Consider the following 15784-nt stretch of genomic DNA (forward strand, 5'->3'; position numbering starts at 1 on the left):
CAGATGAAAAAAATCGTAATCAAAGGAAACCGACCTTTAGCTGGTGAAGTAACGATCAGCGGTGCAAAAAATAGTGCAGTCGCATTGATTCCAGCTGCAATCTTAGCTGATTCCCCAGTGATCTTGGAAGGTGTGCCGGACATACAAGATGTTCATTCATTAATTGAAATTTTAGAGATCATGGGCGCAACTGTCCATTTTTCCAACAACATACTAGAAATCGATCCTCGAGAAATCGTATCGATTCCGATGCCGCACGGAAAAATCAATAGTTTGCGTGCTTCTTATTATTTTATGGGAACACTGCTTGGTAAATTTGGCGAAGCGGTAGTAGGCCTGCCAGGTGGCTGTTATTTAGGCCCTAGACCGATTGATCTACACGTCAAAGGATTTGAAGCTCTAGGTGCTGAAGTGACAAATGAACATGGTGCCATGTATTTACGGACAGAAAATAAAGGATTGCGTGGCAATCGGATTTTCATGGACGTGGTTTCAGTCGGAGCAACGATCAATGTGATGTTAGCTGCTGTAAAAGCAAAAGGACAGACAGTAATTGAAAACGCTGCACGAGAACCGGAAATCATAGATGTGGCAACTTTACTGAATAATATGGGGGCAAAAGTTCGAGGAGCGGGTACAGATGTGATCCGTATCGAAGGAGTCGAAACATTACATGGCTGTCGGCATTTCATGATTCCTGACCGCATCGAAGCAGGAACCTATCTAGCATTAGCAGCTGCAGTAGGAAATGGTATCAAAGTGAAAAATGTGATCTTTGAACATTTGGAAAGCTTTATAGCAAAATTGCAGGAAATTGGTGTCCATATGAAAATCAGCGAAGATGAAATCGAAGTTTACCCCTCGAAAGAATTAAAACCCGCAAACATCATGACCTATCCTTATCCAGGATTTGCCACAGATCTGCAGCAGCCACTTACTGCGTTACTATTGATGACTACAGGCACTTCAGAAATCATCGATACGATCTATGCGAAACGTGTGAATCATGTGCCGGAACTAGCACGAATGGGCGCTGATATTACCGTGGAAGGAAATATGATCATCGTGAATGGTCCAAATAAACTTCACGGCACAGAAGTCGTGGCTTCTGATCTTCGGGCAGGTGCTTGTTTAGTGATTGCTGGACTATTGGCAGAAGGGACAACGACGATTTACAATGTAGATTATATCTTACGCGGTTATGATCATATTATCGAGAAACTAACAGCCTTAGGGGCATCAATTGAAATGATAGAGGAAGTGGGAGCTGAATGAGCGATTATTTGACAATGGCAGAACTAGAGAACAAAACGTTAAAAGAAGTTTATAGTTATGCCAAAGAATTTAAAATTCCTTATTACAGTAAGATGAACAAAAAGGAATTATCTCTAGCTGTGATTCGTGCACAAGCAGAGAAACAAGGATTTTATTATATGGAAGGAATATTGGATATCGTTGGTCAAGATGGTTACGGTTTTTTACGGCCAATCAATTATGGACCAAGTGCAGAAGATATCTATATTTCTGCCTCACAAATCAGACGATTCAGTTTGAGAAATGGGGACAAAGTGGCAGGAAAAGCCCGTCCACCTAAAGAATCGGAACGTTATTATGGTTTGATGCACGTGGAAAGCGTTAATGGAAAAGATCCGGAAGAAGCAAAAGAACGTCCGCATTTTCCAGCCTTAACACCTCTTTATCCGCAAAGACAGCTTCAACTGGAAACAACACCGCAAAGACTATCTACCCGAATGATCGATATCTTTTCTCCAATCGGTTTTGGTCAGCGTGGATTGATCGTCGCACCGCCAAAAGCAGGGAAAACTTCTGTATTAAAAGAAATCGCGAATGGCATCACAGAAAACTATCCGGAAGTAGAATTGATCGTTCTACTGATTGATGAACGACCGGAAGAAGTAACTGACTTAGAACGAAGCGTGAAAGGCGACGTGGTATCTTCAACATTTGATCTGCAGCCGCAAAACCATACTCGAGTTTCTGAATTAGTATTGGAGCGTGCTATGCGTTTAGTCGAAGATAAACGAGATGTCGTTATCTTGATGGATAGCATTACTAGACTTGCTCGAGCTTATAACTTAGTTGTTCCACCAAGCGGACGTACATTGAGTGGCGGGATTGACCCAGCCGCATTGTATAAACCTAAGAAATTTTTCGGGGCAGCAAGAAACATCGAAGAAGGTGGCAGTTTGACGATTTTAGCGACCGCTTTAGTCGATACAGGAAGCCGTATGGATGACGTGATCTATGAAGAATTCAAGGGAACTGGAAATCTAGAATTACAACTTTCACGCGAGTTATCCGAGCGTCGGATCTTCCCAGCCATCGATATCAAAAAATCAGGTACCCGAAAAGAAGAATTATTGATGCCAAGTGAAGAATTAGAAGAAATCTGGAAACTTCGAAAAAATATGACTGGAGACTCATTAGAATATACGGAACAACTGATCCGCTTTTTGCGTAAAACAAAAAACAATCAGCAATTTTTCAAAGAATTTCAAGATGTCTCCTTTGGTAAAAAAAATCCGACCAGAAATCTGAAAAGATAATTGCAACCTTGACTAAAACATGTTAAGATGTTAATGTTGTAAATCGACAAATCAACTCTGGTTCAGCAAATGGAGCAGGGCAAAGGAGCGAAAAAATCATGAAAGAAAACATCCATCCAGATTACCACCCAGTAGTATTCATGGATTCAACAACTGGTTTCAAATTCTTGTCAGGTTCAACAAAAACTTCACAAGAAACAGTTGAATGGGAAGACGGTAATACATACCCAGTCATCCGTGTCGAAGTAACTTCTGACTCACATCCATTCTACACTGGACGTCAAAAATTCACACAAGCAGACGGACGTGTGGACCGTTTCAACAAAAAATACGGTCTCAAAGACGCAAACGCTGCGGAATAATAAAAACGCTGATAACTCAACGTTTAGCAGACTATCTGATAGGGATAGTCTGTTTTTTTATGTTTTTTTGCCAATTTAAAACTTCGTTTGATGCTGAAAAAGTCGTAGGATCATAATGCGCAAAACAATGAAAAAAATAGTATATAGCTTTGACTATCAACATGATAAAGACACCTTTTATTAACGAAATGAAAGAAGGTTATTTCGAAGTAAAAAACCATTTACCTAAAATTAGAAGCTAAGCTTTCCTTTCAAGGAAGGCTTTTTGTTTTGTTATAGACTTGCGATTGTTTGTGAGCTAGATCGTTCATTTTAATGACTTATACACGCGGATAATGGGTCTTTTTCCTCTGTTCATTCATAATATTGAACGGTACAGCTAGCGATGCTATACTGACCTCAGTTCCAAGAAAACGTTAACATTTTTTGTGGGGGAGAGGTTTTTTATGAGGTTTGATCAATTGATCGAAGAAGAACTGATTGTTTTCGATCCATCGATAGATTCAAAAGGATCATTATTTGAGCGAATAGGGGATGTGTTGAAAAAAACAAATAAGGTAAGAAATGTTCAAAAAGTCGTTAAGGCACTATTCAAACGAGAGGAGGAGATCTCCACAGGAATAGAAGATGGATTTGGGATTCCCCATGCAAAAAGCAAATATGTGAGAAAACCAGCACTGTGTTTTTTTCATACAGCCAAATTAACGGACTATAGCGGGATAGATGAAATGCCAATTGAATATATTTTTGCCATCGTAGTTCCTGAAAAATCAGCAGATATGCATCTAGAGATTCTCAGCACACTCTCCAGACGATTGATGAATGCAGATTTTAGAAAGGGAATAAAAGAAGCCACTACGCCAGCAGATATCATCAGACAGATTAGTCAAGAATGAAAATAGTAGAGTCTTTGTCCGAGTATCGATAGTGAAGAAAAAGGAGGAAAATAATCATGAAAATCGTTGGTGTAACTGCTTGCCCGACTGGAATTGCTCATACTTATATGTCGGCAGAAAAATTAGAAGTAACAGCAAGAAATCTAAACCATCAAGCAAAATTCGAAACACAAGGTGTAAAAACAGAAAATCAGTTATCTGAACAAGAAATCAAAGAGGCAGATGCAATCATTCTTGCAGTAGATAAAGAAATCGAATTGGACCGATTTGCCGGGAAAAAAGTAAAGCGTGTCTCTACAAGCCGAGCAATCAAAGAACCGCAAGTAGTAATAGACGAAGCATTGAGAGATATTGGCGTATTAGTTGTGTCTAATGAAAAAGAACCAGCTGCAAATGAGAAAAAGCCGACAATCTATAATCATTTCATGAATGGTGTGAATTACATGCTTCCATTTGTGATCGCAGGCGGAATCATCATCGCACTGAGTTTTGCCTTTGGGATTACAGCGGCTGATCCCAACTCAGCAGACTATAATGTGTTAGCAGCTGCATTTTCAAGGATCGGAGGAGATACAGCGTTTGCCATGATGGTTCCTGCGTTAGGCGCGGGGATTGCTACATCGATTGCTGGAAAAGCAGGTTTTGCCCCAGGAATTGTTGCCGGATTACTGGCCTCTACAGGTGGTTCAGGTTTTCTTGGCGGAATGATTGGTGGCGTGCTAGCAGGGTATATCTGTGATTTTCTGGCAAATAAAATCAGCGTAAAAAAAGAATTTTCTGCTATTTATCAGCTGATTGTCGTCCCCCTTTTATCGATCTTAATTATTGGGCTTTTGATGGTATTTGTGATTGAACAACCGATCACATGGGTGTTGGATGCTTTGACAAATTGGCTGAATAGCTTGGGAAATACATCCGGGCTATTGTTCGGATTACTTATCGGGATCATGATGGCAGCTGATATGGGTGGGCCGATCAATAAATCGATTTCGACTTTCTCGATCGGTTTGATGTCAGCTGGAGTAAATGCACCGATTGCTGCTTGTATGGCTGCAGGAATGACACCTCCCCTAGGTATTGCTTTAGCCACTTTATTATTCAAACATAAATTTACCAAAGAAGAACGGACTTCAGGTCAATCATGCTGGATTTTAGGCGCTTCGTATATTACAGAAGGCGCTATACCGTTTGCGGTATCTGACCCGATCCGCGTGATACCTAGTTTGATGACAGGTTCAGCAGTCGCTGCAGGGATTTCCATGGCAGCAGGAGTAACTTCAATGGCACCTCATGGAGGGATTTGGGTGATGCTAATTCCAAATGTTATGAACAATTTACCTATGTATGTCTTGGCAATTGCATCAGGTACAGTCACTACAGCCTTTATGCTTGGACTATTGAAAAAAACAGTGAAAGAGAAAAAACAAGACAAGTGGACGAAAAATGAAAATCTAACAAATGAGGTGGAAGCGTAATGTTATATACAATGAAAGAGTTATTGAAAGTGGCTAAAGAGAATCAATTTGCAGTACCAGCCTTCAATATTTGCAGCTATGATATGATGAAAGCAATCAGCGAAGAAGCAGAGAGATTAGAAGCACCAGTAATCTTAGAAATTCATCCTGATGAAATCGCCTATTTAAGTGATGAGTTTGTTGCGGCAGTAAGAGCCTATGCTTATACAAGTAAACTGCCGATCGTTATCCACTTGGATCATGGCGGTACGATAGAAGATATCTTACGGGCGATTCGAAACGGCTATTCTTCCGTGATGATCGATGCGTCTTTGAAATCATTCGACGACAATGTACAGATTACGAAAAAAGTGGTTGCGTTAGCTCATGCGGTAAATGTCTCAGTGGAGGCTGAGCTTGGAACGATTGGGAATAATGGTTCTGCTGAAGGAGGTGCTGAAACAATCATTTATACAGATCCTGATCAAGCGAAGATTTTTGTGAAAGAAACAGGAATCGATACACTTGCTGTAGCAATTGGAACAGCGCATGGCTTGTATCCGAAAAACAGAACTCCAAAATTAAATATCGACTTACTGAAAGAATTGAACCAACAAATCGATCTTCCATTTGTTTTACATGGCGGTTCAGGTAATCCGGACGCAGAAGTCAGCGAAGCTGTAAAATACGGAGTTGCCAAAGTGAATTTGAGCTCAGATCTTAAAAGCGTCTTTTTCAATGCTTTGAGAGAAATATTGAGTGAAAATCCATCGATGTACGAACCGAATGCAATTTATCCAGCAGCTAATAAAAAGGTACAAGAAGTAGTCAAACATAAAATGGAAATTTTGAACACAGTAGGCAAGGCTAGCTTATACTAAAAATAAAAATGTATGATCAAGAGGGTATGACAATAGTCTTGTCATACCCTCTTAACCACACACGATGTTCAGAAGTAGTTTTTTCGAAAAATTTCTTCTTATTTATCGAAGCCAATCACTTCTGTCACAACCTCTTTTTTCCTGTTACTATATAAAGTAAATGGGGTGATTTTATGTTGAATGAAGTGGAGAATAGACAGCAGGAGATTGTGAATTATCTAAAAAACAACCAATTTGCAAGAGTTACCGATTTGATCGAGTTAGTAAATTATAGCGAAGCCACGATTAAACGTGACCTTGTTTGTCTGGAAAAAAGTGGATTGATCCGTAGAGTTCGCGGTGGCGCCATGCTTGTTGACAATCGAAAAATTGACGTGCCTTACCTGATGAAGATCACCAAATTAGAAGAAGAAACAGAAAAACGTAAGATTGCAGATACAGCTTCTTCTTTGATTCGAGATGATATGGTCTTATTCTTGGATTCCAGTACAACCTCTTTACACTTAGTCAGAAACCTAGCAAGATTTGATGGTTTGCAGATCATTACGAATGGCATCGTCACAGCTGCTATGTTGAGTGAATACACAACGGCAAAAGTATCTGTATTGGGAGGGGCAATTGTTCCGAAACGAGCAACAATCAACGGTTCAAAAGCCTATAACGATGCATTGTCATATTATGCGGATTTAGCGATAATGAGTTGTCGCGGGCTAGATTTCAGCCAAGGAGTAACAGAAACTCATGAAGGAGAGGCAATGGTCAAAAAAGCTTTTAGAAAACAATCAGATCGGCTTGCCGTTTTAGTTACACAGCAAAAAATTGCACATAAATTCATGCATCAAGCCATTGCTTTTCATGAAATCGATTATCTGGTGACAAGTAAAGAACTGACAAAAGAACAGTATGCGAAAGTAAAAGAACACCATATCGAATGTCTGTACGGATAAATTATTACGTGAATGTTCTAAGTGGCTTCCTCATTTTTAGATAGGACCTTATCTTTGCTCGCTTCTCTCAGCCGATGGTATAATAATGAAAAGGTTATCTTGTTAGATAATCTTACTTTTTTATCCAGGAGAAAGGAGTGCAGAAAATGAAACATGTGAAGGCGTTGGTAGTGAAGGCAATCATGATCTGGGCGATTCTGTGGGTCGTGCTGACAGGTTTATACGGTGTTAGCTTTATGGATTCAACGATTGTTGGGGTAATTATTGTAGTCATGATCTATGTGCTAGGGGATCTGTTGATCTTACGTAAAGTAGGGAACATCGCAGCGACGATCGCAGATGCTGGTTCAGCTGCAGTTATCTTGTGGCTCTATCTATATTTTATGAATGATACAGTCGATATTTGGATGAAAGTATTGATTCCTGCTCTATTGATCGGTGTGGCAGAATGGTTCTTCCACAAGTGGTTGCTAAGTCAAGGCATCGTACCAGATGAACGGAAAATGGAATAAATCAACAGTTAAACTATTCTTATCGATAAATGAAAGCTTTAAAAATAAATAGATGTTTAATTAAGAATAATCATAAACTATTTTTACTCAAAAAACCGCTCAGATCATTTTCAGATCTGAACGGTTTTTTTTATCTATTCATCAAGATCAAATTTCATTTTTCAATGATTCAATCAATTCGCCCTCTGCTTCATGACTATGTTTTCGGCCATTAACAAGATAGAGTGCTGTACATATCAATGGAATGACTCCGGCAATCACATACAATCCTCTAAATGAAGTAAGAGATTTTAGCATCCCCATCAAATAAGGACCAACGCCTAAGCCTAGGTCTAAACCAATAAAGTAGGTAGATAAAGCAATACTGATTCGATGTTCGCGGACGATTTTTAAACAAACAGCCTGTCCATTTGACATAAACGTACCATAACCTAGGCCGACTAATGCTCCAGAGATAAGCAATGTCACACTATTCGTCGTTACACTCAGTAAAAATAATCCTGCTGTTAAGAATAAATAGCTAGGATACATCACGTATTGTTCTCCTTTGACATCGAAAATCCTTCCAGTCAATGGACGTGTAAATGTGATGACCAAAGCATATACGACGAAGAAAAATGACCCAGCAGCAACTAAGTGGATTACTTTTGTATAAGAAGATAAAAATGATAAAACACTTGAATAAGAAAGACCCATCAAAAAGGCGATTCCTGTAATGAAAAGTGCTTTCTTTTCAATAAAACTATTGATATTCCATGAGCGAAGAGATATTTTTTGTTCTTCAGATAATGGAATATTTTTTACAGGAAAGACAAGGCAGGCAATCGTAACAAAGAAGACCAGTACAATTGAAAACCAGATAATGAAACGAAAATCAGTCATGTTCAGCAAAATCATTCCTAAAAATGGCCCAACAGCGGCAGCTAAACTAGTACTTAATCCATAATAATTGATGCCTTCCCCTTTTTTAGATGCAGGGATATATGCAGTAACAATAGCATTTGTAGCTGTAGAAACTGTACCGTAGCCGAATCCATTCAAGAATCGAACTAAATACAATGCCCCGATAGTTGGCGTATAAAGATATGCTAATGTTGAAAGGAGATAGAAGATCGCGCCGCCTCTTAAGGTAAACTTCCGACCAAATAGTTCTAACTGTTTCCCCATGAATAAGCGTGCCAGCAATGTTCCGATGATATAGATCCCAGAAGCAAAACCTGCTTGGCTCAAGCTGGCGCGTAAGGTGTCTTGCGCAATGACTGCCATGATGACCATCAACAGATAATAAATCAGGTAGACAATAAAATTGATCAATGTGATTCCAATAAAATATTTATTAAATAATTTCTTTTCCATGTATGTTATACATTCCCCTTAAGCTGAATATGCTTTTAATTTTTGTATTTGAACTTCTACATCGTGATAATTGGATGGATAGCGATCAACAAGTTGGCGAATAAATAAATCTCTTGTAGACATAAACAGATTTAAAAATTCTTCGCATTCGTTTGTTGGATTCTCATCCACTGCTTTGATCAATTCGATCGAGTTTTGATACGCATCATTTAAAAAGACTAAAGAAGCTTTCATATCAAATCTTGTTTGATATGCTGTTTCTAATCGATTAATGATTGTGTTCATCCAGTAATTCATGTTTTTTCCCTCTATTCTTAAAAAATTTTACTTCTGCAGTATAACGAATAAAAAAAAGGAAAAAAATCGCATAAGTGATGGAAAAAGGTACTTAACAAATGTTAATATCATTAGTAAAATACCTTTGGACTTTAAAAAGTTTTAAAGTACTGTATGATCTTTTTAGATGAAAGTTTGGATGGGGGAGCATCATTGGATAGTAGAGTCTTAAAGGAATATTTGGATAAAAATGATTTTCCGATTATACGCAAAGGATATCATAAATATTTGACATTCGAAGGGATGGAAGATTCCCATACGTATATCTTGAAAGAGGGAACGGTAAAAGCAAGTGTTATTTCAAATGATGGGAGAGAATTTAACCTTCGCTATATCAAAGATCTTGAAATCGTCTCTCTTTTAAAAGACGAATATTCACAATTCATCGATTCGCCGTATAATATTCGAGTTGAATCAGAATATGCAGAGTTTTATCGAATCAATCGTGTGCGCTTTTGGCAAAATATCAACCAAGACCCAAAGCTACAACACTATGTAAAAGAGTATTACCGCTATCGTCTGCTTTATTCGATGAAAAAAATGCAGCAAATGCTATTAAATGGAAAGCTGGGAGCTGTTTGTACGCAACTTTACGAATTATATGATTTATTCGGTGTGCGGACAGAAGAAGGGATGCTGATCGATTTTTCGATCACGAATGAAGAAATCGCCAAATTTTGTGGCATCTCAACTGCTAGCAGTGTGAACAGAATTTTAAAACAACTGAAAAAAGATGGTATTATCACCGTTAAAGACCATCATATCGTTATTTTGAATATGGACTTGTTAGAAGACAATATTATCTTTTGATGAACAAAGAGGTTGTGAAATCAGCGTTTTGACCTGAGTATTAGAGAAACAAACGGAAAAATAGTTCCTCATATTTTGCCGTTTTTTGAGCTAATACCGAGGGTCAGCTGATTGAACACCGTTTACCAAGAGGTTGTGAGCCTGCCGTTTAACTCTGAGTCACAAGGAACAATTTCAAAAAACAGCTTTTCATGTTTGATGAATATTGTGACTTGTGACCGAGGAGTTGGTAGGAGAACACCGTTTAAGGAAGAGGTTGTGAAAAAGCTGTTCTGCATCAAGTAATAAGAAGAGCCAAGTAAAAACAGTCTCTTATGTTTTTAACTTGGCTGGACTTATCACCGTAGATGTAAGCTTTTGAACGCCGTTTATTTGCAACAAAAGGGGCTGTGACACGATTTTTGTCACAGCCCTTTTTTTGCGAACATTCATTTAGCAATTTTTAGAAACTTCTGCCGCCACCGCCAAAAGTCCCGCCACCGCTAGAATGGGTAGTACTTCCGCCACCGCCGCTTCCAGGAGGTGGGCTTTTGGGGATTCTTCTTGTCGTGACAAAAGAATTTGTCAGACGATCGGTTTTTTCAGTTAATTTGATACTGGATTTTTCTCGGAATGGATATTTGTAGATGCCTGATTTCAATTGATAACGCGAAACAGTCACAAAATAAAAGACAAGACTAAGGATAAGAGCCAAAACAACAGCTATGATGATTTCTACTGTCGTCAAAACCTTATAGCGTGTAATTTTGCCAGTTTCTTCGTCTACACGATAATGTCCTCCTGGAACTCCGTCTTCCACATATGTTGCTGATTTAGACAGGTAAGCTTTTGCAGCATTGTAATAGGCAGCATTTGTCATCTGATCATAAACATCATCTAATATCGAATCGATTCTGCTGTCAGTCAAATAATCGATCATATTACCAGAAGTCGAAATGTAGATTTCACGCTGTCCCATATCTAATAGCAATACTGAGCCATTTTGATCATTTCCGACTGCGTCTCTTAAGTAATTATCAGCAAAGTCTCTTGGTTCTTCTGAATTAGATGTAGTCGTTACGATCAAGACTCGTCCTTTGATTTTTTCATTCAGCTTTTCTGCCTGTTGTTCCAAAGATTGGATTTGATCTGTTGTAAATAACCCAGCCTCATCATTTACCGTAGCTGTATCTGCATGAGTAGCCACCGGCCAGCCAACACTTACTAGCAAAAGAAAGAATAAAAAAAATTTTTTCATCATATCAAGTAACCTCCGATCAGAAAGAGGATCGCTAGCCCAGCGAAAATCCCAAGAGCGGTCAGTCCCAATTTTTTCTGGCTGATCGGCAGGACACCGCTGACCTTTCCTGTTTGTCCATTCATTGCATAGTAGTAGACTTTTTTACTTGAGTCATTGCTTCGATAAGTAACAAGCCATACCGGCAGTAATACGTAATTATTTACTTCGTTTGTGATTGAAGCAGAAGTTCGCACACTGGTCAATGTTGTATATCCATTTGCGGTATCTTTTAACAGCTTCTCTGAATAGTCTTTTAATTCAGATTGAATCTGTGATTTGATTGCCTCATATTCGATATCTCTTTTTTCTGCTTGGAACCCGGCTAAATACTGGCTTTTAAAATCAATTGCTTTATCTAACGGGAAAGGTTGCACGCCTTCAACCATCTTTTGTTGCATATTTTTTGATAAGGCATTTTTTACTAGTTCTTTAAAAGAAAGCTTGCCTGCTCTTGAAACAGCAAATTGCTTCGTTTCTGTGTATTCGATGTCACCTATCCGCCATATGCGGATAACTGTACCATTCGCCTGCATGGCACCATCTACTTCAGCATCTGTAGCCCAATAAGGGAAATACACACCTGTCAACTTATCGATTTGATCCTTATTGAAAAAAGCTTTGGGAACAAACCATTTTTTCTTGGTCCAAGCGAGAAATCTGTTGATTGCTTCTTCTTTCTCGACAGCAAAAGGAAGTACTTTATTTGGCAAGAATTCTCCGCTTAAACGTCCCGATAGTACGACGGGATTATGGCAGTAGTAACAATAAGTCGCAGCAGTTGTCGCATCAGTCACGATCTCTGCACCACAGTTGGGACAAAGAAAAAGATCCATCGCTGCGGTATTATCTGCAGATTCGTCCGCTGTATCTGAAAAACCGCCTGCCTCGTCAACCGCTTTGCGCTCGGCTTCATTCATATCGGCAAGCTGTTCTTGGGCTGTAAAAGTAAAATCTTCGGTAGGTGAAGGTTCTTCTTTGCTTTCTTCGCCAGCCATACGCGCTTCTTTTTGCTTTTGCTCATATTGGCTGACTTCTTCTTCTGTATAGATATTCAGGCAGTATTCGCAATGAAATTTTTGGTCTTTGGGATCAAAAGTCAACGGACCGCCGCAATTAGGACATTTATGTGTAAGAACATCCATCAGCTGCACACCTTTCTAAATAAATTAATCAACGGGGATTCCTTTAAACGGTTTACCACAGTTTGGACAGAATTTAGGGATGCCGTTGGAAAGATCCACGATCTCATTGCATTCACTGCATCGCATTTGTAGCTTAGGCTGAACGTTTTCTACAGGTTTGGCAGCTCCGCAGTTGGAACAGAATTTTCCGGAATTTTCTGTCCCGCAAACTGGACATGTCCAAGTATCCGCATTTCCTTGTGCAGTTTGTTGATTTTGTTTTTCTGCTTGTTGTTTGATTTGTTCTTGGTTATTTTGAGCTGCTTGAGAAAGATAAGAACCATTTGCATTCATTCCCATACCTACACCCATAAAGCCGGTCATTGCTCCTGCTTCATTTTTTCCGGCTGCTTCCATACCACGTGCAATGGAACCTTGCACGTATCCTTCACGTACGCTAGGATCACCTAGCATCGCCCCTTCGTTACGCATATTGATCAGTTTCACAGAATCATCGGTGTAAGAAATGCTGGCTACAGCCACAGAAACAATCTCCATCCCACGTAATTCACGCCAAGAATCATCCAATGCAGTATCCATGTATTTGCTTAATTCCAAACTCTTAGATGGTACATAAGAAATCCGTTGACCATCTGCAGACATCTGATTGATTGCTGATTGCAGCGCTGTTAGGAATTCAGCTAAATACTGCTCATTGATATCATTGATTTCCACTTGTGTTTTGTTTTTAGGGATTGCGTTTGTATAAAATAAAATCGGGTCAACGACATGAATAGAATAAGTGCCATGTGCCCGTAAGAATAATTCTGCGTTATAGAAATTGTCAAAGTAGTTCAACGGCGCGCTTGTACCGAATTTGATTCCCTTTATTTCTTGGAGATTGATATAAAAAACTTGTTGTTTCTGCGGTGTGACGCCGCCAAATTTAAATCGGTCAAAAGTTTCAGCAATTGCTTCTTTCAGTGTTCCGTTGAACATGGAAGGAGCTGCGTCATTTTTAATGGTGTAATAACCTTCCTCAGCGGTATAATCGATGATTTTTCCACCATCGACCAAAAGCATCATCATGTTTGGATAGACATGGACGACTGTTCCGTCTGTTAAAACATCTTCTGTTCCTTTACGATTGGAGCCACGTTTGTCATCTTTGCGGACTTTGACACCTTTTGTCATGACCGTTGTATCACTCATATTGTCTGGTTCGATGACTTCTAGCCATTGATCTGCCAGACCGCCGCCAACCATACTTGTTGCTGCTTTGATAAGACCCATAAAAAATTCCTCCTCTGATTCAGCTAATGCCAAACAATTATTGTTTATTTATTATACCATAGGAAGATGTGAAACTTCTCGGACTAGAGACGGAATTGAAATGGAAAATTGCGTATTGTTTAAATACCTGAAAAAGCCGAGAAGGATAGTAGTTTTTTTACCTAATATCACGTATAATAAGAGATAGTGAATTTTTTAAAAAAGGGGGATCCTTATGGCATATCAAGCACTTTATCGAGTCTGGCGTTCGCAGCGTTTCGAAGACATCGTTGGACAAAAAGCTGTGACACAGACACTAAAAAATGCTATTGTTTCCCACAAAACCTCACATGCCTACTTGTTTACAGGACCCAGAGGAACCGGAAAGACGAGTGCAGCAAAGATTTTCGCAAAAGCAATCAACTGTCCGAACAGTAAAGACGGTGAGCCATGCAACGAATGCGAAATGTGTCGATCAATTACTGCTGGTACGCAAGAAGATGTGATCGAAATCGATGCTGCCAGCAATAACGGAGTCGAAGAAATCCGATTTATCCGTGATCGGGCAAATTATGCGCCTACAAAGGCAGCGTACAAAGTGTACATTATTGATGAGGTACATATGCTTTCAACAGGAGCTTTCAATGCCTTGTTGAAAACATTGGAAGAGCCAAAAGAAAGTGTCATATTCATCTTAGCAACGACCGAACCTCACAAAATACCAGCTACGATCATTTCACGGACTCAGCGATTTGATTTTAAACGGATCAATACGGCAGATATTGTCGAACATCTTGAATTTATCTTGAAAGAATCGACTATCAGCTATGAACCAGCTGCATTGAATGTGATTGCCCGTTCTGCAGAAGGCGGGATGCGGGATGCATTGAGTATTCTTGATCAGGCAATCTCGTTTAGTGAAGGAACAATTACTTTAGATGATGCCATGCAAGTGACAGGTAGCTTAACTGACGAAATGATGGACAGTTACTTGAGCGCTTGCGTGAAAAAAGAAGTACCAGAAGCATTGGAAACATTGAACCAAATTCTCGCAGCCGGCAAAGAATCACGTCGCTTTCTAGAGGATATGTTACAATACTGCCGTGACTTGCTGATGTATCAGCAAGCACCTAACCTAGTTGAGGAACAATCGAGTACGATCAGAAGTACATTTACAGAATTGGCACAAACTGTTTCAGCGGATCAGCTGTTTTCAATGATAAAGATTTTGAGCGATACTCAAAATGAAATTCGTTTTACCAATAGTGCCGCTATTTATTTGGAAGTCGCTACAGTCAAACTTGCACAGCTACCGTCTGCTTCTGTTCCTTCAGCAGATGTATCATTTGCAGATGATCAGATAGTAAAACAGCTACAACAAGAGATTAAGGAACTAAGAAACGAAATCAAGAAACTACGCAGTAATACAGGAATTGAGAATACAAAAGTACAGCCGGTACAGCAAACAAATCATAAAAAACAGACAAGTACCTATCGTGTACCGACGGAACGAGTATATAAAGTTCTGCGGGAAGCGACAAGACAGCATCTGAACCAAGTAAAAGAAGTATGGGAAGACTTGCTGATGAGTCTATCTGTCACTCAGCGAGCAATGCTTAAAGCAAGCGAACCAGTTGCAGCTGGACCTACAGGACTAGTGATTGCGTTTGATTATGAGATTGTTTGTCAAAGAGCAGCAAATGACGAAGAATTGCAGCTTTCGGTACACAACAACTTAAGCCGAATGATCAAAGATTATGCGCCTGATCCTGTTTATATTACAAGAGAAAGTTGGCCAGAACTTCGAAGAAATTATTTGACGCAGGCACAAGAAGAGGGAACAGAAAACTCTTTTGCTTCTGAAGACTCAGAAGGAGAAATCGAGTTGCTTCCTCAAGAACAAGAAGTACCAGAAGAAACACTTGTAGTAAAAGCAGAGGAACTGTTTGGCTCCGAAGCTGTTACAGTGGTAGATGATTAATAAAAAGGAG

The 15784-nt window shown here is 39.4% G+C and carries 15 protein-coding genes; 10 read left to right on the forward strand and 5 right to left on the reverse strand.

Annotation, left to right across the window (positions count from 1 at the left end):
• The first annotated feature begins 3 nt into the window (after positions 1 to 3).
• From OS139_RS05385 to OS139_RS05420, 8 genes are all read left to right on the forward strand, one after another.
• A complete protein-coding gene (locus OS139_RS05385) occupies positions 4 to 1275 on the forward strand; it encodes a UDP-N-acetylglucosamine 1-carboxyvinyltransferase (RefSeq protein ID WP_002299679.1) in 1272 nt (423 codons plus the stop codon).
• Positions 1272 to 2567, forward strand: coding sequence for a transcription termination factor Rho (gene rho / locus OS139_RS05390; protein ID WP_002290332.1), 1296 nt, complete (start codon positions 1272 to 1274; stop codon positions 2565 to 2567). The genes OS139_RS05385 and rho overlap by 4 nt, the downstream gene beginning before the upstream one ends.
• 98 nt (positions 2568 to 2665) lie before the next feature.
• Positions 2666 to 2929: a type B 50S ribosomal protein L31 gene (locus OS139_RS05395; protein WP_002290330.1), complete on the forward strand. Its 264-nt coding sequence runs from the start codon at positions 2666 to 2668 to the stop codon at positions 2927 to 2929.
• Positions 2930 to 3375: 446 nt separating this feature from the next.
• A complete protein-coding gene (locus OS139_RS05400) occupies positions 3376 to 3825 on the forward strand; it encodes a PTS sugar transporter subunit IIA (protein ID WP_002332112.1) in 450 nt (149 codons plus the stop codon).
• A 56-nt stretch (positions 3826 to 3881) separates the two neighbouring features.
• Positions 3882 to 5300 (forward strand): PTS fructose transporter subunit IIC, encoded by a 1419-nt coding sequence (locus OS139_RS05405; protein WP_325066827.1) that lies wholly within the window; start codon positions 3882 to 3884, stop codon positions 5298 to 5300.
• A complete protein-coding gene (locus OS139_RS05410) occupies positions 5300 to 6160 on the forward strand; it encodes a ketose-bisphosphate aldolase (protein ID WP_002332110.1) in 861 nt (286 codons plus the stop codon). Before OS139_RS05405 ends, OS139_RS05410 begins: the two co-directional genes overlap by 1 nt.
• 173 nt (positions 6161 to 6333) lie before the next feature.
• A complete protein-coding gene (locus OS139_RS05415) occupies positions 6334 to 7107 on the forward strand; it encodes a DeoR/GlpR family DNA-binding transcription regulator (protein ID WP_016628024.1) in 774 nt (257 codons plus the stop codon).
• A gap of 146 nt (positions 7108 to 7253) precedes the next feature.
• The gene (locus OS139_RS05420) at positions 7254 to 7619 is read left to right on the forward strand and encodes a DUF2512 family protein (protein WP_002289228.1); all 366 of its coding nucleotides are present in this window, start codon (positions 7254 to 7256) and stop codon (positions 7617 to 7619) included.
• Positions 7620 to 7766: 147 nt separating this feature from the next.
• Here the strand turns inward: OS139_RS05420 and OS139_RS05425 are convergent, their stop codons facing one another.
• Positions 7767 to 8975, reverse strand: coding sequence for an MFS transporter (locus OS139_RS05425; protein WP_002332108.1), 1209 nt, complete (start codon positions 8973 to 8975; stop codon positions 7767 to 7769).
• A gap of 18 nt (positions 8976 to 8993) precedes the next feature.
• On the reverse strand, positions 8994 to 9272 hold the full coding sequence (locus OS139_RS05430) for a hypothetical protein (protein WP_002289230.1): 279 nt from the start codon (positions 9270 to 9272) through the stop codon (positions 8994 to 8996).
• Between the two features lie 192 nt (positions 9273 to 9464).
• Here OS139_RS05430 and OS139_RS05435 point away from each other — a divergent pair, with 192 nt between their 5' ends.
• Positions 9465 to 10121: a Crp/Fnr family transcriptional regulator gene (locus OS139_RS05435; protein ID WP_002289231.1), complete on the forward strand. Its 657-nt coding sequence runs from the start codon at positions 9465 to 9467 to the stop codon at positions 10119 to 10121.
• A 442-nt stretch (positions 10122 to 10563) separates the two neighbouring features.
• Here OS139_RS05435 and OS139_RS05440 read toward each other — a convergent pair whose 3' ends face one another.
• The 3 genes from OS139_RS05440 to OS139_RS05450 are packed head-to-tail and all read right to left on the reverse strand — an operon-like array spanning position 10564 to position 13814.
• Positions 10564 to 11361 carry a TPM domain-containing protein gene (locus OS139_RS05440; protein ID WP_002289232.1) on the reverse strand — a complete coding sequence of 266 codons (798 nt, stop codon included), beginning with the start codon at positions 11359 to 11361 and terminating at the stop codon, positions 10564 to 10566.
• Positions 11358 to 12542 (reverse strand): hypothetical protein, encoded by a 1185-nt coding sequence (locus OS139_RS05445; protein ID WP_002332107.1) that lies wholly within the window; start codon positions 12540 to 12542, stop codon positions 11358 to 11360. The genes OS139_RS05440 and OS139_RS05445 overlap by 4 nt, the downstream gene beginning before the upstream one ends.
• Positions 12543 to 12566: 24 nt before the next feature.
• A complete protein-coding gene (locus tag OS139_RS05450) occupies positions 12567 to 13814 on the reverse strand; it encodes an SPFH domain-containing protein (protein WP_002294044.1) in 1248 nt (415 codons plus the stop codon).
• A 214-nt stretch (positions 13815 to 14028) separates the two neighbouring features.
• On the opposite strand from OS139_RS05450, the gene dnaX reads away from it, so the two are divergent.
• Positions 14029 to 15774: a DNA polymerase III subunit gamma/tau gene (gene dnaX / locus OS139_RS05455; RefSeq protein WP_002332106.1), complete on the forward strand. Its 1746-nt coding sequence runs from the start codon at positions 14029 to 14031 to the stop codon at positions 15772 to 15774.
• Positions 15775 to 15784: the final 10 nt, after the last annotated feature.

The organism is Enterococcus sp. E4-223 (assembly GCF_035727065.1).
GTDB lineage: Bacteria > Bacillota > Bacilli > Lactobacillales > Enterococcaceae > Enterococcus_B > Enterococcus_B faecium.